At 43.7% G+C, this 18,089-nt stretch carries 19 protein-coding genes; 15 read left to right on the top strand and 4 right to left on the bottom strand.

The genetic code is table 11. The features are described 5' to 3' along the window. On the top strand, nucleotides 1-758 hold a 758-nt coding region (locus G343_RS15820), incomplete at its 5' end, for an LPXTG cell wall anchor domain-containing protein (RefSeq protein WP_020006741.1). A gap of 80 nt (nucleotides 759-838) precedes the next feature. Here G343_RS15820 and G343_RS0103575 read toward each other — a convergent pair. Then, nucleotides 839-2,539 (bottom strand): M3 family oligoendopeptidase, encoded by a 1,701-nt coding sequence (locus G343_RS0103575; RefSeq protein ID WP_020006742.1) that lies wholly within the window; start codon nucleotides 2,537-2,539, stop codon nucleotides 839-841. A 123-nt stretch (nucleotides 2,540-2,662) separates the two neighbouring features. Then, the gene (locus G343_RS0103580; RefSeq protein ID WP_026366256.1) at nucleotides 2,663-3,463 is read right to left on the bottom strand and encodes an IclR family transcriptional regulator; all 801 of its coding nucleotides are present in this window, start codon (nucleotides 3,461-3,463) and stop codon (nucleotides 2,663-2,665) included. 274 nt (nucleotides 3,464-3,737) lie between these two features. Here G343_RS0103580 and G343_RS0103585 point away from each other — a divergent pair, with 274 nt between their 5' ends. The 4 genes from G343_RS0103585 to G343_RS0103600 are packed head-to-tail and all read left to right on the top strand — an operon-like array spanning nucleotide 3,738 to nucleotide 7,032. Further along, nucleotides 3,738-5,195 carry an aldehyde dehydrogenase gene (locus tag G343_RS0103585; RefSeq protein WP_020006744.1) on the top strand — a complete coding sequence of 486 codons (1,458 nt, stop codon included), beginning with the start codon at nucleotides 3,738-3,740 and terminating at the stop codon, nucleotides 5,193-5,195. A gap of 11 nt (nucleotides 5,196-5,206) precedes the next feature. Beyond that, entirely contained in the window at nucleotides 5,207-6,013 is an 807-nt protein-coding gene (locus G343_RS0103590) for a 2-keto-4-pentenoate hydratase (RefSeq protein ID WP_020006745.1), read from the top strand. A gap of 2 nt (nucleotides 6,014-6,015) precedes the next feature. Continuing rightward, nucleotides 6,016-6,804, top strand: coding sequence for a 2-keto-4-pentenoate hydratase (locus tag G343_RS0103595; protein WP_020006746.1), 789 nt, complete (start codon nucleotides 6,016-6,018; stop codon nucleotides 6,802-6,804). Between the two features lie 36 nt (nucleotides 6,805-6,840). Then, nucleotides 6,841-7,032, top strand: coding sequence for a 2-hydroxymuconate tautomerase (locus G343_RS0103600; RefSeq protein ID WP_020006747.1), 192 nt, complete (start codon nucleotides 6,841-6,843; stop codon nucleotides 7,030-7,032). 50 nt (nucleotides 7,033-7,082) lie between these two features. Here G343_RS0103600 and G343_RS0103605 read toward each other — a convergent pair whose 3' ends face one another. Beyond that, a complete protein-coding gene (locus G343_RS0103605; protein WP_020006748.1) occupies nucleotides 7,083-7,979 on the bottom strand; it encodes a LysR family transcriptional regulator in 897 nt (298 codons plus the stop codon). 565 nt (nucleotides 7,980-8,544) lie between these two features. On the opposite strand from G343_RS0103605, the gene G343_RS0103610 reads away from it, so the two are divergent. The 7 genes from G343_RS0103610 (at nucleotide 8,545) to G343_RS0103640 (ending at nucleotide 14,577) form a co-directional block, all read left to right on the top strand. After that, nucleotides 8,545-9,321 carry an SDR family NAD(P)-dependent oxidoreductase gene (locus G343_RS0103610; RefSeq protein WP_020006749.1) on the top strand — a complete coding sequence of 259 codons (777 nt, stop codon included), beginning with the start codon at nucleotides 8,545-8,547 and terminating at the stop codon, nucleotides 9,319-9,321. A gap of 28 nt (nucleotides 9,322-9,349) precedes the next feature. Continuing rightward, nucleotides 9,350-10,627 (top strand): aromatic ring-hydroxylating oxygenase subunit alpha, encoded by a 1,278-nt coding sequence (locus G343_RS0103615; RefSeq protein WP_020006750.1) that lies wholly within the window; start codon nucleotides 9,350-9,352, stop codon nucleotides 10,625-10,627. After that, complete coding sequence (locus tag G343_RS0103620; RefSeq protein ID WP_020006751.1) at nucleotides 10,624-11,112, top strand: aromatic-ring-hydroxylating dioxygenase subunit beta; 489 nt, start codon at nucleotides 10,624-10,626, stop codon at nucleotides 11,110-11,112. The genes G343_RS0103615 and G343_RS0103620 overlap by 4 nt, the downstream gene beginning before the upstream one ends. Before the next feature lie 35 nt (nucleotides 11,113-11,147). Beyond that, complete coding sequence (locus G343_RS0103625) at nucleotides 11,148-12,176, top strand: NAD(P)/FAD-dependent oxidoreductase (protein WP_020006752.1); 1,029 nt, start codon at nucleotides 11,148-11,150, stop codon at nucleotides 12,174-12,176. A gap of 49 nt (nucleotides 12,177-12,225) precedes the next feature. Then, entirely contained in the window at nucleotides 12,226-13,236 is a 1,011-nt protein-coding gene (locus G343_RS14260; RefSeq protein ID WP_020006753.1) for a VOC family protein, read from the top strand. A gap of 15 nt (nucleotides 13,237-13,251) precedes the next feature. Then, nucleotides 13,252-14,268, top strand: a complete 1,017-nt coding sequence (locus G343_RS0103635) for an amidohydrolase family protein (RefSeq protein ID WP_020006754.1) — start codon at nucleotides 13,252-13,254, stop codon at nucleotides 14,266-14,268. Between the two features lie 75 nt (nucleotides 14,269-14,343). Then, nucleotides 14,344-14,577 carry a DUF362 domain-containing protein gene (locus G343_RS0103640; protein WP_020006755.1) on the top strand — a complete coding sequence of 78 codons (234 nt, stop codon included), beginning with the start codon at nucleotides 14,344-14,346 and terminating at the stop codon, nucleotides 14,575-14,577. Nucleotides 14,578-14,648: 71 nt separating this feature from the next. Here the strand turns inward: G343_RS0103640 and G343_RS0103645 are convergent, their stop codons facing one another. Continuing rightward, a complete protein-coding gene (locus tag G343_RS0103645) occupies nucleotides 14,649-15,410 on the bottom strand; it encodes a CPBP family intramembrane glutamic endopeptidase (protein ID WP_020006756.1) in 762 nt (253 codons plus the stop codon). A 169-nt stretch (nucleotides 15,411-15,579) separates the two neighbouring features. Between G343_RS0103645 and groES the strand changes: the two genes are divergently transcribed. The 3 genes from groES to G343_RS0103660 all read left to right on the top strand — a co-directional run bounded on the left by groES (nucleotide 15,580) and on the right by G343_RS0103660 (nucleotide 18,012). Continuing rightward, nucleotides 15,580-15,864 (top strand): co-chaperone GroES, encoded by a 285-nt coding sequence (groES, locus tag G343_RS0103650; RefSeq protein ID WP_020006757.1) that lies wholly within the window; start codon nucleotides 15,580-15,582, stop codon nucleotides 15,862-15,864. A 58-nt stretch (nucleotides 15,865-15,922) separates the two neighbouring features. Further along, nucleotides 15,923-17,560: a chaperonin GroEL gene (gene groL / locus G343_RS0103655; RefSeq protein ID WP_020006758.1), complete on the top strand. Its 1,638-nt coding sequence runs from the start codon at nucleotides 15,923-15,925 to the stop codon at nucleotides 17,558-17,560. 182 nt (nucleotides 17,561-17,742) lie between these two features. Then, nucleotides 17,743-18,012, top strand: a complete 270-nt coding sequence (locus G343_RS0103660) for a hypothetical protein (protein ID WP_020006759.1) — start codon at nucleotides 17,743-17,745, stop codon at nucleotides 18,010-18,012. Nucleotides 18,013-18,089: the final 77 nt, after the last annotated feature.

The following is an 18,089-nucleotide window of genomic DNA, read 5'->3' on the forward strand; positions in this document are numbered from 1 at the left end:
CTGCAGAAGAGTCCACATCAGAAGACACCCAGGAACCTTCTACGGAGGAGCCCACTGAGGAAGACACCACAGAGGAGCCGCCATCCGGGGAAGAATCGACTGAAGAACCGACCCAGGAAGACACCCAGGAACCTTCTACGGAGGAGCCGCCATCCGGGGAAGAATCGACTGAAGAACCGACCCAGGAAGACACTGCAGAAGAGTCCACATCAGAAGACACCCAGGAGCCTTCTACAGAGGAGGTATCTGAAGAAGAGGCAACTATAGAACCGGAATCGACTGAGGGAAAGCCGGCAGAGGAACCGGTCGAACCGACAGATCTGCCGGAGTTGGAACGTCCGGATGCTTCGGATAGTGACGAAGCAACAGAGAAATCTGCGTCTGAAGCGGAAACTTCTGAGGAAGCCGCGACCGGGGATGGAAATCAGAATGGCGAACGTAAAGTCTATCGATATGATTACAGCAGCATGCTTGAAGATATCGAGTTGAAGCCCGGGGGGTCTGAAGAAGCGTTTAATAAGCTCGATCAGACAGTGAACGAGATTATGACATCTAAAATTATTACAGAAGAAGAACTTGCGGAAATGGAGCAGGCCGAAGTTGAAGAAAAGTCTGAATCTGGCTCTGCTGAGGCGGCAGGCGCGTCAGAATTGCCGAATACCGGGGAAAGCAGCGGTTACTCATACATCTATGCCACAGTACTTTTAGTGGCTGGGATAATCCTCTACCTCTTAACAAGAAAACCCCGCAATCAATAATAATATAATCCAGCCCCGCAGCGACGGGGCTGGTTGAAGCAAACCTTGAGAATGACTTGAGGTTTGTTTTTTTATTTTGTTTACAACGCTTGATCATCAATTGAATTGAGGTAATCTTCAGCTTCATCAACGATGCTTTCCAGACACCCTGCCTCGAATGGTGATTTTAAATTTGCTGCTTCGACTAAGGCGGTGAATGGCAGCGAACCGCCAAGTTTACAAAGCTTGATATAATCTTCCCAAGCGTCTTCGAAATTTTCATTTGCACGCTTCCAAAATTGCATTGCACAGACCTGGGCCAGTGTATAGTCAATATAATAGAAGGGCGCGCCGAACAGATGACCCTGCCGATGCCAAAATGCCCCGCTGGCAAGCGGTTCGATGCCGTCATAATCACGGTGAGGGAGATATTTTTTCTCAAGTGTCTGCCATTCCTGTCTTCTTTCTTCCGGTGTGAGTTCGGGTTTTTCATAGACAATGTGCTGGAATTCATCAATTGCGGTACCGTATGGCAGAAAGGTGATTTCACCTGCCATATGCGAAAATTTAAATTTATCCGTGTCTGCCTTGAAGAACATCTGCATCCATGGATATGTGAAATATTCCATGCTCATCGAATGGATTTCAGCGGATTCAAAAGTCGGGAATTGATACTCCGGTACTTCTATGTTTCGTGACATATAGGCCTGGAAGGCATGCCCTGCTTCGTGGGTCAATACAGTCACGTCATCAAGTGTACCGTTGAAGTTGGAAAATATGAACGGTGAACTGTAATCCGGAATGAATGTACAGTACCCGCCGCCTTCCTTGCCTTTTTTGGCTGCTGCATCAAAGAGTTCCCGTTCTCTCATGAAAGTATAGAATTCGTCCGTTTCAGGAGACAGTTCCCTGTACATCCGGCCGCCCAGTTCCAATATGTCTTCGGTATTGCCTTTGGGTGCCGCATTGCCGCTTGGGAATTCGAAGGATTCATCGTATGATTTCAAATTATCCAGTCCGATCCGTTTTCTTTGCCTTTCATATAAATCTGTCGCCAGGGGGACAACGTGTTCAGCAACCTGATTTCTGAACGCTTCCACCATGTGCCTGTCATAGTCAATGCGGTCCATCCTGATGTAGGCAAGTTCTACAAAATCCTTATAGCCAAGGGTTTTGGCAATCTTATCCCGTGTTTTGACCAGATCATCATAAATCCGGTCAATCTTTTCCATATGTTGTCCCATAAACGACTGAACAGCGAGGGAGGCTTCTTTTCTCATCGTTCTGTCTTTGTGCTGTGCATAGGGGCCGAATTCGGAGAGATTCAGCTTTTTGCCATCAAAGTCTATTTCAGCAGACGCCAGAAGTTTGGAATACTCACTATCCAGTTTATTTTCCGCTCTCAATAAATCCATCACTTTTGGGTCAAAGGCTTTAATCTCATTCTCTGCCAGAGCAAACAATTGGTGACCATAACGCGCTTTTAGTTCATCTCTGAATCTGCTCTCAGTCAGAGCTTTGTAGTATTTATTGGTGATTTCCTGAAACTGCGGACCAAATTCATCGAAGAAACTGCGTTCTTCATCATAATACTTGTTGTTCGTATCAATTGAAGCACGGATATAGGCGAGGTTCTCCATCGTGGAAACATTATTGAAGTGTACATTCAGCTGATCGATCACTTCTGCCTGCTGTTCAGCGGAAGATGCCTTGTTGAATGTTTCAAGCAACTGGTCGACAACTCTTGAAAGTTTCATTATGTTCGGCCGTTCATACCTGTAATCATTAAAAACTGCTGCCATTTGGTGCTGCCCCCTTCCGTAATAGATATTCAAATACATATTAACACACTGTGTAAACGGATAACTAAAAATTATGCCAGGGGAAAGATGCAGGAACTGGCGATTCAAAAGGGAGACACGGGTTCATGCCTGTGTCTCCCTGAAAAATCTTTCATCATACCCCAGGCGTTCAGAAGCATCTTTGGCCGCTGCGGTCACTTTTGCTGCTATATCACGAATTTTATATTCCTTCATCCGCTGGATGGGTCCAACAACAGTAACGGCGCTCACCACTCTGCCTGTGTAGTCCCGTATGGGTGCAGCGACTGATTTTGTACCTTCTGTCAGCTCTTCTGTACTGACTGCATATTTCTGTTTTCGAACAGTTTTCAGTTCATTTCTAAGTACGTCGGGATCTGTAATGCTGTTGCTGGTATGTGAAATCAACCCTTTATCAATTACATCTTCTACTATGTGATCTTCACTGAAGGCAAGCAATACCTTACCGGAACTTGTGCAGTATGAAGGATTCCTTCTCCCAAGGTGGGTTAAAATCCGAACCGGATGATAACATTCTTCTTTATGGATATAAATTGTATCCAGACCATCCATGACAGCTAAATGTGTCGTCTCACCTGTATCATTTACTAGTTTGTGCAGGATTGGAGCTGCTTCTTTATGGATGTCCAAATCATTAGTAACAATTCCTGCAAGGGTAAGCACTGATACCCCTAACCGATACGACTGATTTTCCTTATCTTTTGTGATAAACCCTTCATGAGCAAGTGTTGACATTAAGCGACTCACTGTACTTTTGGCCAGTCCTAATGATTCAGCCAATTCACTTACTTTTTTCGTCGGTTCGAATGCAGAAAAACTTTTTAAAATTCGCAGGGCGTTCGTAACAGACGAAAGAACTTGCGGCTCGGGTGTTTTCTTTGTCATATTATCACCTTTTTTAAATTGTTTTGTATAGAAGAACATTGATATAAATTGTTCTTCAAGTTAACTATTGATTATACAGCATTGTTAACGCTTTCTAAATAGTGATTAAAAATAAATAAAAAAATTATGATTATTTGTTGCGTATGAAGGAATAACGGTGTTTTGAATCTGTTAAGCCAGCTTTATACTGGATATATGCTGACTAAGCAGGAAAAGTTCAGCATACATGCCTCATAATGTATGCGTTCTCAATATATAAGGAGGTTTTTAATTTATGAAAACTGAAACAAAAGAGAATGTAATGGATTGTTCCCATTTCATTAACGGAGCATATGTACAGACCGCGGGTGAGAAAACATTTGAAAATGTGAACCCGACGACTGAACAGATACTGGGGAACGTTGCAGCAGGCGGAGAGAAAGAAGTTGACCAGGCAGTGGGTGCCGCCAGGAAGGCATTAAAGGGTGAATGGACGGACATGCCATTGAAACAACGTTCCAACATCATCCGTAAAATTGGAGATCTGATTCTGGAGAGAAAAGATGAATTGGCAGAACTTGAGTCTCTGGATACTGGCAAGCCGCTATGGCTATCCCAAAAGGTGGATATTGATCGCGCGGCGAATAATTTCTATTTCTTTGCTGATTATATGACATCCGTAGGCACGGAAGCTTATGAGCAGGATGATATAGCCATTCATTATGCTACCCGCCGTCCAGTAGGCGTGGTGGGTCTCATTAATCCCTGGAACCTGCCATTGTTTCTTATGACATGGAAGCTCGCACCCGCTTTGGCAGCAGGCAATACGGCTGTGATGAAACCATCTGAAGTGACGCCGATGACAGCAACTGTGCTGGGGCAAATCTGTAAGGATGCCGGTGTCCCCGATGGGGTTGTCAATATGGTTCATGGATTCGGGGAAACGGGCGCAGCGCTTTCTTCCCACGAAGATGTGGACGCGATTGCCTTCACCGGGGAAACAATTACAGGCACTGAAATTATGAAAGCTGCGGCACCCACATTGAAAAAATTGTCTTTTGAACTTGGCGGCAAAAATCCGAATATCATTTTTGCAGATGCAGATCTGGACGACGCCATTGACACGACTGTCCGTTCCAGTTTCATTAATCAGGGAGAAGTTTGTCTATGCGGATCCAGGATTTATGTGGAACGTCCGGTATATGATGAATTCCTGGAGAAATTTTCAGCAAAAGCAGAAGAACTCGTTGTCGGTGATCCGTTCGATGCAGATACAAAGGTTGGCGCATTGGTCAGTGAAGAACATTATAATAAGGTGCTTGGTTACCTGGATATTGCGAAAGAAGAAGGCGGCACATTCCTGACAGGCGGGAAGGCTGCTGAAGGCTTTGACAAAGGATTTTATGTGGAACCGACAATCATTACCGGCTTAGGAAAAGATTCCAGATGTGTCCGTGAGGAAATCTTTGGTCCGGTTGTCACAGTCGTCCCTTTTGATACAGAAGATGAAGTGCTGGAGCAAGTCAATGATACGCATTACGGTCTGAGCGCAAGTGTATGGACGAGTAATGTCAAACGCGCGACAGGTTTCAGCGGAAAAATTGAAGCTGGCATCGTGTGGGTCAATACATGGTTCCTGCGTGATCTGCGCACACCGTTCGGCGGTATGAAACATAGCGGGATCGGCCGCGAAGGCGGTGCCCATAGTTTTGATTTCTATTCTGAACTGACGAATATTACACTCAAGTTGTAGGAGGATTTTAGATGAAAACCAAATACACGACACAAACGGCAGAACATGCCAGTCATCTGGCCGCCGCCTGGAGTAAAAATGAAGGGGTTCAGCCAATTACTGCGCTGGATCCTGACATTTCCGTTGATGAAGCCTATCAGATACAGCTGCATACAGTTGAACAAAAGGCGGAGAGCGGAGAGCGGGTTACAGGCAAGAAAATCGGTTTAACATCCAAAGTAATGCAGGAAGCTCTGGGCGTAGATGAGCCGGATTACGGACATCTATTGGACCAGATGAAAGTGGAAAATGGAGGAACGGTTTCCTCGGAACGTGTACTGCAGCCAAAAGTGGAAGGCGAGATCGCTTTTATTCTGAAAGATGATCTGGCGGGGCCGGATGTCACTTCATTAGATGTATTAAAAGCCACTGATGCAGTCGTTCCAGCACTTGAAATTATAGACAGCCGGATAAAGGACTGGAAAATCACATTAGCTGATACGGTCGCAGATAATGCATCCTCCGGATTGTACCTGCTCGGCGGGACTCCGACAAAAATTGAAGACATAGACCTGAAGCAGATGGGCATGGCACTCTATAGGAATGGTGTATTACAAAATACCGGTGTTGGTGCAGCGGCTTTAGGGGACCCAGTAAAATGCGTGGCGTGGCTGGCCAATAAACTCTCAGGTTATGGGATTACATTAAAAGCCGGTGAAGTCATTCTATCAGGCGCCCTGTCTGCTGCCGTAGAGGCGAATGCCGGGGACCAATTTTACGCAAAGTTTGCCGGGCTTGAGACAGTAAGGGTTTCATTTGATAAAAACGAGGAGCGATGAAAATGGATCAGAATAAAATCAAAGCGCTTGCAGATTATGTTCACGATGCAGAAAAACAAAAAAAGGAAATAGTAAAAATCACGGCCGATTTATATCCGGAACTCTCCATTGATGAATCATATCTTGTCCAGGAAGAATTAATCCGCCAAAAATTGGAAGCAGGTCATAAAATTATTGGGCCAAAGATGGGAATCACCAGCGAAGCCAAAATGAAACAAATGGATGTGGATGATCCAATATATGGTTATGTATTTGACAATATGATTGTCGAAGAAGGCGAATCAATTTCCATCTCTGATTATATCCATCCAAAAGTAGAACCTGAAATTGGCTTTGTTTTAGCACGGGATTTACAAGGCCCCGGTATTACCACACTTGATGTGTTACGTGCTGCTGAGCATGTTTTCCCGGCCATTGAGATTATTGACAGCCGGTATGAGAATTTCAACTTTACGCTGCCGGATGTCATTGCGGATAATACTTCTGCAGCAGGGGCGGTGTTTGGAACCTGCTTAAGGAAGCCGGAGGAGCTGGAACTGGATGTTGTCGGTGTGACCCTCTCAATCAATGGAGAAGTTCAATCGTTAGGTGCAGGTGCTGCCGTCCTGGAGCATCCGGCCAAATCAATTGCAAGACTTGCCAATATGCTGAGTAAAAAAGGGGAAAAAGTAAAAGCTGGGCAGCCGATTTTATCAGGCGGTATCACAACAGCAGTACGTCTGTCTCCGGGGGATTTTGTCAATGCAAAGTACGGAGGATTAGGTGATGTATCATTTTTCGTCAAAGAATAGATTGATTGCAGCGAACTTTGACAGGAGGTGACGAGCGTGCCAATTATAAATATGAAGATAATGGAAGGCAGATCTGATGAGAAAATAGAAGCATTAATGAAAAATGTGACAGATGCAGTCAGTGATTCGCTGGATGCGCCAAAAGAAAATGTGCGCATAACCGTGGAGGAAGTGCCAAAAAACCGCTGGGCGATTGGTGGAACTGCTGCAGACAAATTAGGAAAGTGATATACCTATAAAAATGCAGGGGGTGTCCCTTGCATTTTTTATGGATACAATCAATTTTTTTCTGTATAGGCTTCTGAATATTTGTGCTGGATGATCGTATAGATAAGCTTTTTGGCAAGGCTTTCGATTCGAGAGTTTTTGCGGTATTGGACGTAGACGCTGTTCTGGATGTTATAAATGTTACTTATTTCCCGGATTTTTATGTCTGCATCATACCTGGAATCTGCACCCAGTTCAGGAATAATCCCGATTCCTATATCATTTGCCACAGCTCTCAAAAGCATTTCATTATTTTCAACCTCAATACGCGTTAAATTATTTGCACCGATAAGTTCCTTATCAATTAACTGCCACAATGCAGAATTTCTCTTGAAACTTATAATCGTTTCTCTGTTCAAGTCCTCTATGCTTAGTGATTGTTTACTGCAAAGCGTATGATTTGCGGGCAGAGCAAGTACAAGATTATTATCAAACAGATATTCTGAAACAACCTCACGGCTGTTTGACAGCACCTCTCTGGTGAAGGCGAGGTCCATCTCGCCGGAAAGCACTTTCTCATTTAAACTGACCGAATCATATCCTTCTATCACCTTAATATCTATCTCACCAATTGATTTAATCGTTTTTAAAAGTTCTATGATAAAAGAATAATCATATCCCGGAGAAAAGCCGACTTTTATGCTTGGCGCTTTGACCATATTGGTTATTTCTTTTGAGTGTGTAATATAGATTAAAATTTTATTCGCATAATCTATCAGCATGTTACCTTCTTCTGTCAGAAATATTTCATGGCCGATTCTTTTAAATAGTTCACATTGCATAATGTCTTCCAAAGCTTTTATCCGTGAAGTAATGGTTGGCTGGGTCACATTAAGGGCAGATGCCGCTTTTGAATAGCTTTTATACTCAGCTACAGTGAGAAAGGTCTGTAATTGGCTTTCATTCATTATATTTCCTCCTGAATGTATAGTGCCCTATTTATGGTAAGCGATTTCATTATATCAATTTATGATTTTATCTGACAATCTTTCAATCAGATGAATAGCGTTGAAAAGATAATCAGCCATTTTTTGTTCCTTATAGGGGAATCGGATATTTTAATTATGAACTTTTTCGTATTATTTGCCAAAATCATTGAATAAAAACCGGGAAAACCCCTTTATATCAGTGCATAAAAATTATTTTTTCCATCCAGCGGATGAAAATACGCTTCAGGATCATGGTAATATGTTGAAGTATAAAACCAAATTGCGAAAGGATTTTACCTTACTAAATTTGTCTTTTGCCAAAATTTCTTTATAAAATCTATAAATGATTCATTTAAAATAGTTAGAAAATAAAAAAATATCTGATTTGTATGCCAGGATAACCACTCTTATAATTAGAGTTATAAATAAATCAGATTTATTCGAAAGTTCTCCCATTTGTTTATCCATTATTATACCAAATGGGTTCTTTCACCACAAAAATGTAAGTGCTTACAAATAGTGATTGAAGAGGAGGGAATCTGATTTGGAAGATAGATTGATGAGTGAATCACTGAAAGGGAAAGTAGCTGTAGTTACCGGATCTGCAAGAGGAATCGGCAATGCGATTGCACTGCGGCTGGCTCAATCAGGTGCCGATGTTGTCCTCAGCGGAACCAATGAGGAACGTACGAAAAATGCTGCTGAAGAAATGCAGACGCAGACAGATTCCAATATCGGTTATTATGCTGGAGATCTTTCTTCTGAAGAGAATGTTCTGGAAATGGTTGAACAGACAATAAACGATCATGGAAAAATTGACATTTTAGTCAATAATGCAGGCGGGGGCGTCATTCTCCCTTTTCTTGAACAGACGTCTGAAACATTAAAAAAGACCATAGACAGGAACCTTTGGACAGCAATCTGGTCGAGCTATAAAGTCCTGCCTTATATGGCAGAGGCCGGCTATGGACGGATTATCAACATCGGTGCAGATTCCGTACGTAACGGTCTCTGGGATCATGCCGCATACAACGCTGCAAAAGGCGGTGTACATGCGATGACGACCGGGCTGGCAAGAGAATTTGCAGATAAGGATATCACGGTAAACACAGTGGCACCGCCTGCAGTTGAAGGCGAGCTGCTTGATAAGATCAAAGAAAGGGATGCTGGATTAACTGATAAATACATCGACATCATCCCCAAAGGCAGAGCTGCTTCGATGGAAGAAGTTGCAGATGCTGTATGGTATTTATCGACATATGGGGCACGTTTCATTACAGGACAGGTCATCAGCGTCAATGGCGGAAGCAACATGCTTTAAATTCAGGTAAATTAACGGAGGGTATGAAATGGAACAGTTTATACAGGACAATGTAGAGAAAAGTGAATTCCTTGTTAACAGAAAAGTGTTTACAGATCGAGAAATACTGGCCAGAGAACGGGCTGAAATTTTCAATAAATGCTGGTTGTTCATTGGCCATGACACAGAAATTCCAGAGTTAGGGGATTACAAACGTAAAAATGTGGGCGGCCGTAATTTAATATTTATCCGCAGTCAGGACGGGGAAATCCGGGCGCTGTTCAATACCTGTCCGCATCGCGGTGCTCTGGTTGCGAGGGAAAATGAGGGAAATTCCAGAGTGTTCCGTTGTTTCTACCATGCATGGAGCTTTAAAAATGATGGTGAATTGGTAGGTATGCCGGGACAGGATGGTTTTCCTGAAGGATTTAATGATGAAGGCACGAAAAATATGAAAGCGGTTAAAAGGGTGGAAAGCTACCGTGGTTTTGTATTTGTCAACTATGATCCGGATGCGATTTCATTAGATGAATATCTGGGCAATGCGAAAGAGTACATTGACCTGGTTGCAGATCAGTCAGAATACGGTCTGGAGGCACTGGGCGGCGTGCAGGAATACAGCGTAAGAACCAATTGGAAACTGCTGGCTGAAAACAGTGTTGACTTATACCATGGCATGCCGACGCATAAGACATATTTTGATATTAAGCAGGATCAGGATCCCGATTTAAAAAAAGTGAAATTGGAAGGCGAAGGTGTCGAATTGGATAACGGCCATGCAGTCATTGAATATGTGGCTCCTTGGGGAAGACCCGTTGCACAGTGGACGCCGATATGGGATGAAGAGTTAAAGAATGATATGGAAAAAATGAAAGAGCGCCTTGCTGAACGGTTTGGCGAGGAACGTGCAGATCGAATCGCTAATTATAACCGCAATATGGTAATATTTCCGAATCTGATTATCAATGACATTATGGCTGTGACGGCAAGAACGTTTTATCCGACGTCTCCTGGCTATATAGAAGTCTCCGGCTATTCATTAGCCCCTAAAGAGGAAAAAGAGTCTCACCGCATGGCGAGGAATGATAATTTCCTGGAATTTTTAGGTCCGGGCGGCTTTGCAACGCCTGACGATAATGAAGCATTGGAATTATGTCAGGAAGCGTATAACAATAACACAGAAGTTGAGTGGAATGATATTTCCAAAGGGATGTGGAGAGGCGCTGGAAATGCACTGGCAACAGATGAAGTTCAAATGAGAAATTTCTGGAGACAATATAATAGCAGAATACAGGAATCTCTGAAGAAGGAGGCTGTTCAAGAATGACTGTAACAACTGTAACACGCCAGGATGTGATTGATTTTCTTTATACGGAAGCCAAGATATTAGATGAGTGGAGATTAAAGGAATGGGCAGCATTATTTACGGATGACGGCACTTATGATATACCTCCGCTCGGCGAACCGGATGCGGATCCAAGAAAATATTTATATTTTGCACATGATACTCGTGAACGGCTGGAAGAACGGGCAGAGCGGCTGTTAAAAAAAGAAGCGCATGTTGAATATCCGCACTCCACTACGATTCATAATTATAATAATATTCTGGTCACCAATCTGGATTCGGATATCATTACAGTGGAATGCAACTTTACAATCCACCGGACAAAAAGGGAAGTGATGGATACTTTTATCGGGAAACATTTTTATGAGATTGTGCAGCAGGATGATGAATTTGCGATCAAAAATAAAAGAGTTGTTCTGCATTTAGACAGTTTAAGACCGCATGGAAAAATCAGTTTGATCTTATAGAATCCCGTATCATGAAGTGAAAGGTGGGAGAAGGCATGATTGATGAAAGAGAAATATCTGATATCACTATTGTAGGCGGTGGTCCGGCAGGTCTGTTTACGGCTTTTTATGCAGGCATGCGTCAGGCGAGCGTAAAAATTATTGAAAGTTTGCCGCAGTTGGGCGGCCAGCTGTCAGCATTGTACCCGGATAAATATGTTTATGATATTGCAGGATTTCCGAAGATAAAGGGCGGGGAACTGGTAGAGCGCCTGACAGAACAGATGAGCCAGTTCGACAACGAGGTCTGCCTGGAGGAAGAAGTGCTCGAGGTTACCAAGGACGAAGATATTTTCACTATCAAAACAAACAAGCAGCTCCATTATTCTAAAACTATCATTATTACTGCCGGTAACGGCGCTTTTAAACCAAGAACTATGAAATTGGACAATGAAGACCAATTCAAAGGTAAAAACCTGCATTACAGTATAGAAAATATCGATGATTTCAAAGATAGGAATGTTGCTGTTTTTGGCGGCGGAGATTCAGCGGTGGACTGGGCTTTGATGTTGGAGAATGTCGCCTCGAATGTTTCCATCGTTCATCGAAGAGGCCGTTTCAGAGCGCACGATTACACTGTGAAACTGCTTAAGGAATCTTCGGTGAATATACTGACGCCTTATAACCCTGTTGAAATAGAGGGAGAAAATAATATAGAAAATATTACGATCAAACACACAAAAGAAGAACAGATTGTAGATCTGCAGGCGGATGATTATATCGTCAACTATGGGTTCATATCGAATCTGGGACCTATTAACGATTGGGGACTTGAGATTATAAACAGTGCGATCCAAGTAAATTCAAAAGCTGAAACGAATATTCCGGGTATATATGCGATCGGGGATATATCGACCTACGCAGGCAAAGTCAAATTAATGGCAACAGGCTTTGGAGAGGCGCCTATTGCAGTCAGCAATGCCATCGTCTACATGGATCCGAACGCGTCGCTGCATGCTGCTCACAGCACCTCCATCATGAGCAGGAAAGAGAATAAGAATAAGGAGAAAGTAGCCACAAAGTAAAGGGCTCTCTTATGGGCGAATACAGGAAATAACTAGAGGAGGCTGTGTAATGTCAAAGGTCAAAGAAGAAATAATAAGTGAAACGTCTGCACAGGAAAGATTGGATAATTATCTGAGGACAGTTGCCCATATCGGGCATGTAGAAATCAGCGTCAACAAATTTGAAGCATCATTGGAATTTTTCACAGAGATATTGGGGCTTGTACTGACTCAGAAAGAAGAAGACCATGCCTACTTGAGAGCATGGCAGGATTTTGATGATTACACGCTGGTCTTAAAAGCGTCGGCAACGTCCCAGGTGAATCGAATGGGATGGAGAGTAAGTACAGAGGAATCACTGAAGCTGTTTGAAAAGCAGCTGGAAGAAATGGACATTGAATATCAATGGATAGAAAACGGACAGAAGCGGGCGCTGGGTGATGCGATTCATTTTAAATCCCCTACGGGTATCCCGGTTGAATTGTATTGGGAAAAGGATAAATTTGAAACTGATGATGAAGCATTGAAATCGAGATTGCCAAGTCATCCAAGCAAGTATCAGATGAAAGGAGTCTCTCCGCGCCGGTTTGACCATGTCAATCTGATGGTTGACGATGTGGCGGAAGAACAAAAATGGTGGACAGAACTGCTGGGTATCCATCATCGCTACTATGTTCAGAATAAAAAGGACGTACGTCTGGGTTCGTGGCTGAGCAGAACAAATATTGCCCATGAAATTGCGTTCATGCGTAATGCGAATCAGGATGGCGCATCATTTCACCATCTGGCATACTACCTGGATTCTCCGGATGAACTGATCCGGGCAGCAAACATCATGGCAGAGAATGATGTCAAAATCGAGTGGGGACCTGGAAAACATGGCACAAGCGGTGCACAATTCATCTATGTTTTTGAGCCATCCGGACACCGTGTGGAAATATGGACCGGCGGGCTGTTAATGTTTGCACCGGACTGGAAACCCATCGAATGGGGATCGGACCTGGGAGAATTAGGTCTGGAAATGTGGGGCAGCAAACCGCCGGAAAGCTATTTCACCTATGGTACAAAACTGGGAGAATGATCAGGAGGAAGAGAAGTGGAGCGAAATTTAAAGATTGATTTTCATACGCACATCATCTCAGAAGAATTTCTCAATCTGGCTGAAAAATATAATGACGACCGGTGGCCGGTTTTAGAAAAGACATGTGATTGCGGCGCAAATATTATGATCAAAGGCAGGAAATTCAGGGAAATTACCGACCATGCCTGGGATGCCGGAGAAAGATTGAAGGATATGGATAAAGAAGGTATAGATATCCAGGTGTTATCTCCGATTCCGGTCACATTCAGTTATTGGTCGGACGCCGATAAAGGATTGGAACTGGCAAAATTCCAAAATGATTTCATCGCTTCAGTCACGAGGGAACATCCGGAGCGGTTCATTGGTATGGGGACGGTTCCTTTACAGGATGTTGACTTAGCCATAAAAGAAATGGAGAGATCAGTGAATGAGCTGGGATTAAAAGGCATCCAGATTGGCAGTAACGTCAATGGCATGAATCTGGATGATGAATCTCTGGACCGCTTTTTTAAGGCTGCAAATGAGCAGAGCGTACCATTGTTCATCCATCCCTGGCAGACAGTGGGCGGAGACCGCATGCCGCGTCATAATTTCATGTATATGGTGGGGATGCCATCAGAGACAGCATTGGCCGCCGGGAGTATCATCATGAGTGGCATGCTGGATAAATACACGGATTTGAAGATATGCTTTGCGCATGGCGGCGGCTCTCTCCCATATCTGCTGCCCAGGATGGATAAGGGCTGGAATGTGTGGCCGCAAATAAGAAAAACCGAACATCCACCCAGTCATTACGCGAAATTCCTTTATTATGATTCATTGGTATATGAAGAAAGTAACTTGCAATTTATGATTGACCGCTTCGGTGTTGAACAAATTATCGCTGGTTCAGACTATCCTTTCTTATTACGGGAAGCGCCATCCGGAAAAGTCGTCGACCGGTTAACAACATTAAATGATGCAGAAAAGAATCAAATTCATGGTCTGAACGCGCTCGAATTTCTAGGCCTGGATGGCGAACAGTTTCTATAAGTTTACATGAAGTGGTTTGAAGTCCAAATGATTTTAAGAGCAAAAGGCATAAAGATTTTTAATAGGAGGATAACTATGGCATACGTTATAACTCAGCCGTGTGTAAACGAGAAATCAGGAGAATGTGTAAGTATCTGCCCGGTAGACTGCATTGAAGAGGGAGAGGATCAGTTCTTTATCGACCCGAATGTATGCATCGACTGTGGTGCGTGTGTAGCTGCCTGTCCGGTTGAAGCCATCGTTGATGAAAATGATCTGACGCCGGAGAATGAATCGTTTCTGGAGAAAGCCGAAAGCTTTTTCGCTTAACGACCTTGAAAGTTCCAACACTCGTTTAATATATTAAATAAGCACCCAGCTGGCTGGGTGCTTATTTAAGTTTATAGGATTAATATATCGTATATCAGATTCACTGACTGCTGCAGCTGTTCCATATCCATATTTTCTATATAGTCACTGGCCGCCAGCTGGATTCCGACAACAATTCCGTTCATGATCATGTGTACGAGCACCGGCACAAGCAGCCTGCCGCTGATAACGTATAGGAAACTGAATACATATGCCATAGTGATATAAATCAGAATATGCGTGAAGTCCATATGGGCAAGTGCAAATACCAGACCACTGACTAAGCCGGCAATCAGGAATCCGACAATCCGGGATCCCGGGATCAATTCGTAGATTTCAGCGAATATTGCACGTCTGAAAACGTACTCTTCCAGTATGGGTCCGAAAATTGCCACGACGAGAATCATGAATGGCGCTGATTGTATCATTTCGATAATGCCTGCCGTATTCTCACTCTCCAGCGGGTTGCCCAGCAGATAGACGTTGATCAGTCCGGCTGCGATTTGTGAACCATAGGCAAGGAATACACCGCCGACAATCCACGCGATTGTCACAGGGATGTCGGACTGAGGACCGCGTTCGATGCGGTTTTTATTCTTGTGGATGTGGCCGATCGCAATGACAATTGCAGTACCGATGACGAATGCAACCGCCTGCCATGGCAGAACGGAACCAAGCATCTCTGAGGGGGTCATTTCAGGGTTGGTGAATGAATAGATCACTGTCACAGGGAGTGCGGCCAGCTGGACCGCTATGAAAACGACGATAATTAATGCACTGTATAGCTGTCTCAAGATAGAACCTCCAATTTTCAGTAACTTTATTTTACATCAAATAACTGATAGGTTAAAGCAAAGAGAAAATAGTTGCATTTTTGACCTACTTTGATTATTATTTAATTGTTAGCACTTTGAAGTGCAGAGTGCTAAATTAAAAATACACTTTATCCAAGGAGGACTTTACGTGTTAAAACCATTAGGCAATAGAGTCGTTGTCGATTTGACTCAAAGAGAAGAAACAACGGAAAGCGGCATCATCCTGACTGAATCCGCACAGGAAAAACCACAGGAAGGTACAGTGGTCGCTGTGGGCGCCGGCAGAGTATTGGAGAGCGGCAGCAGGGTGGAGCCTGAAGTTAAAGAAGGCGACCGTATTGTATATGGCAAATTCTCAGGTACAGAGCTGAAACACGGAGATAAGGAATACCTGATTCTTGCAGATACAGATATTCTTGCAGTTGTGGAATAATTAAAGCTTCAAAAACAGAAAATACTAACATTGATATTCATTAGGAGGTCTTTTACACATGGCTAAAGAATTGAAATTCTCAGAAGATGCACGTCAGTCAATGCTGGCGGGTGTGGATAAACTTGCAAATGCAGTAAAAGTAACATTGGGACCAAAAGGACGTAATGTAGTCCTGGATAAATCATTCACTTCCCCGTTGATCACCAATGACGGTGTAACGATCGCTAAAGAAATTGAATTGGAAGACGCATACGAGAACATGGGTGCCAAACTCGTTGCAGAAGTCGCCAACCAGACGAACGAAATTGCTGGTGACGGTACTACTACTGCAACCGTACTTGCCCAGTCCATGATCGAAGAAGGGCTTAAAAACGTAACGAGCGGTGCCAACCCTGTCGGTATCAGAGCAGGTATTTCAAAAGCGGTTGAAGCGGCTGTTGAAGAACTGCAGACAATTTCCCGTCCGGTTAAAGATAAAGAATCCATTGCTCACGTGGGTACGAACTCAGCTTCAGACCCTGAGGTCGGAGAGTATATCTCAGAAGCGATGGAAAAAGTCGGCCAGGATGGCGTCATCACGATTGAAGAATCCCGGGGTCTGGAAACTGAACTGGAAGTCGTTGAAGGCATGCAGTTTGACCGCGGGTACACTTCCCCTTATATGGTGACTGATTCTGACAATATGACCGCTGATCTTGAAAATCCTTATATCCTGATCACTGACAAGAAAATTTCAAACTTCCAGGATATTCTGCCGTTGCTGGAAGAGGTCGTTAAGCAGTCCCGTCCGATTCTCATCATTGCAGATGACATAGAAGGCGATGCGATTTCAAATATCGTGCTGAACAAACTGCGCGGCACATTCACGGCAATCTCTGTCAAAGCGCCTGGATTTGGCGACCGTCGCAAAGCAATGCTTGAAGATATTGCCGTACTGACTGGCGGACAGGTCATTACAGAGGATCTTGGACTTGAGCTGAAAGATACGACACTGGATATGCTCGGTAATGCATCTAAAGTGAATGTCACTAAGGATGATACGACAATCGTCGAAGGTTCCGGAGACAGTAACAGCATTGAGGCGCGTGTTGGCCAGTTGAGAGCACAGCTTGAAGAAACAACATCAAGCTTCGATAAGGAAAAATTACAGGAGCGTCTTGCTAAACTCGCAGGCGGTGTTGCAGTGATCAGAGTCGGCGCTGCAACTGAAACTGAAATGAAAGAACGTAAACTGCGTATTGAAGATGCCCTGAACTCTACGCGGGCAGCAGTTGAAGAAGGCATTGTTGCCGGCGGTGGTACAGCATTCGTATCCGTCCATGACAAAGTTGCTGAAATTAAAGCTGAAGGTGACGAGCTTACAGGTGTCAACATTGTACTGCAGGCACTCGAAGCACCGTTGCGTCAGATCGTGGAAAATGCCGGACTGGAAGGTTCCGTCATCGTAGAAAGACTCAAAGCCCAGAAGACCGGTGTCGGATATAACGCTACCACCGGCGAATGGGTAGACATGATAGAAAAAGGTATTGTTGACCCAACGAAAGTTACACGCTCATCACTGCAGAATGCAGGATCCGTTGCTGCGATGTTCCTGACGACTGAAGCAGTCGTTGCCGACATCCCTGAAGAAAATGGCGGCGGCGGTGGAGACATGGGCGCCGGCGGAATGGGCGGCGGCATGCCTGGTATGATGTAAAACCGCTCTATATCAAGTATCACAGCTTTCATTACATGTTTTTAAACATGCTTTTACTCGAAAAGAGTACCAGAGAAGTTTTTCATGAGGTTACTAAACCTTGTGGAGACTTCTTTTTTTACGTACTGAACAATCTGTCCTTTAATGAGTTTTCGGGTGAATTTGGTCTGAGGAATGTCAAGATGCTGTCCATATCCACAAGAAACGAAATTGTAAAATTCCGTCCTGAAGAATCGTTGAGGCATCATATGCTGTTCGAAGAAACATTCACTTACTATTGCCTGAGTCAGTATGTTGAGAACAATGAAATTTCTGATATAGCCGGCAGTGCGTCGGAAGAGATTTCAGAGAATGATATCGCGCTCTATTATGTTGATATTAATAAAATGTTCACTTTAAATCGATCACCCAGGCATTGGACTACAACGAAGAGGGGACGATTGGTTTACTGAAAGACGCAAAAACCTTTAAAGAGAATAAGGAATAATAACCATACAGAATGCTTGAGGGTTTTAAAAAAGCGAACACG

This window comes from Salinicoccus albus DSM 19776 (genome assembly GCF_000385175.1).
GTDB classification, from domain to species: domain Bacteria; phylum Bacillota; class Bacilli; order Staphylococcales; family Salinicoccaceae; genus Salinicoccus; species Salinicoccus albus.

Excerpts from the sequence above, each read along its gene's own strand:
- G343_RS0103575 (WP_020006742.1), bottom strand. The coding sequence starts at position 2,539 with ATGGCAGCAGTTTTTAATGATTACAGGTATGAACGGCCGAACATAATG.
- G343_RS0103580 (WP_026366256.1), bottom strand. The coding sequence starts at position 3,463 with ATGACAAAGAAAACACCCGAGCCGCAAGTTCTTTCGTCTGTTACGAAC.
- G343_RS0103585 (WP_020006744.1), top strand. The coding sequence starts at position 3,738 with ATGAAAACTGAAACAAAAGAGAATGTAATGGATTGTTCCCATTTCATT.
- G343_RS0103590 (WP_020006745.1), top strand. The coding sequence starts at position 5,207 with ATGAAAACCAAATACACGACACAAACGGCAGAACATGCCAGTCATCTG.
- G343_RS0103595 (WP_020006746.1), top strand. The coding sequence starts at position 6,016 with ATGGATCAGAATAAAATCAAAGCGCTTGCAGATTATGTTCACGATGCA.
- G343_RS0103605 (WP_020006748.1), bottom strand. The coding sequence starts at position 7,979 with ATGAATGAAAGCCAATTACAGACCTTTCTCACTGTAGCTGAGTATAAA.
- G343_RS0103615 (WP_020006750.1), top strand. The coding sequence starts at position 9,350 with ATGGAACAGTTTATACAGGACAATGTAGAGAAAAGTGAATTCCTTGTT.
- G343_RS0103620 (WP_020006751.1), top strand. The coding sequence starts at position 10,624 with ATGACTGTAACAACTGTAACACGCCAGGATGTGATTGATTTTCTTTAT.
- G343_RS0103625 (WP_020006752.1), top strand. The coding sequence starts at position 11,148 with ATGATTGATGAAAGAGAAATATCTGATATCACTATTGTAGGCGGTGGT.
- G343_RS14260 (WP_020006753.1), top strand. The coding sequence starts at position 12,226 with ATGTCAAAGGTCAAAGAAGAAATAATAAGTGAAACGTCTGCACAGGAA.
- G343_RS0103640 (WP_020006755.1), top strand. The coding sequence starts at position 14,344 with ATGGCATACGTTATAACTCAGCCGTGTGTAAACGAGAAATCAGGAGAA.
- groL (WP_020006758.1), top strand. The coding sequence starts at position 15,923 with ATGGCTAAAGAATTGAAATTCTCAGAAGATGCACGTCAGTCAATGCTG.
- G343_RS0103660 (WP_020006759.1), top strand. The coding sequence starts at position 17,743 with ATGCTGTCCATATCCACAAGAAACGAAATTGTAAAATTCCGTCCTGAA.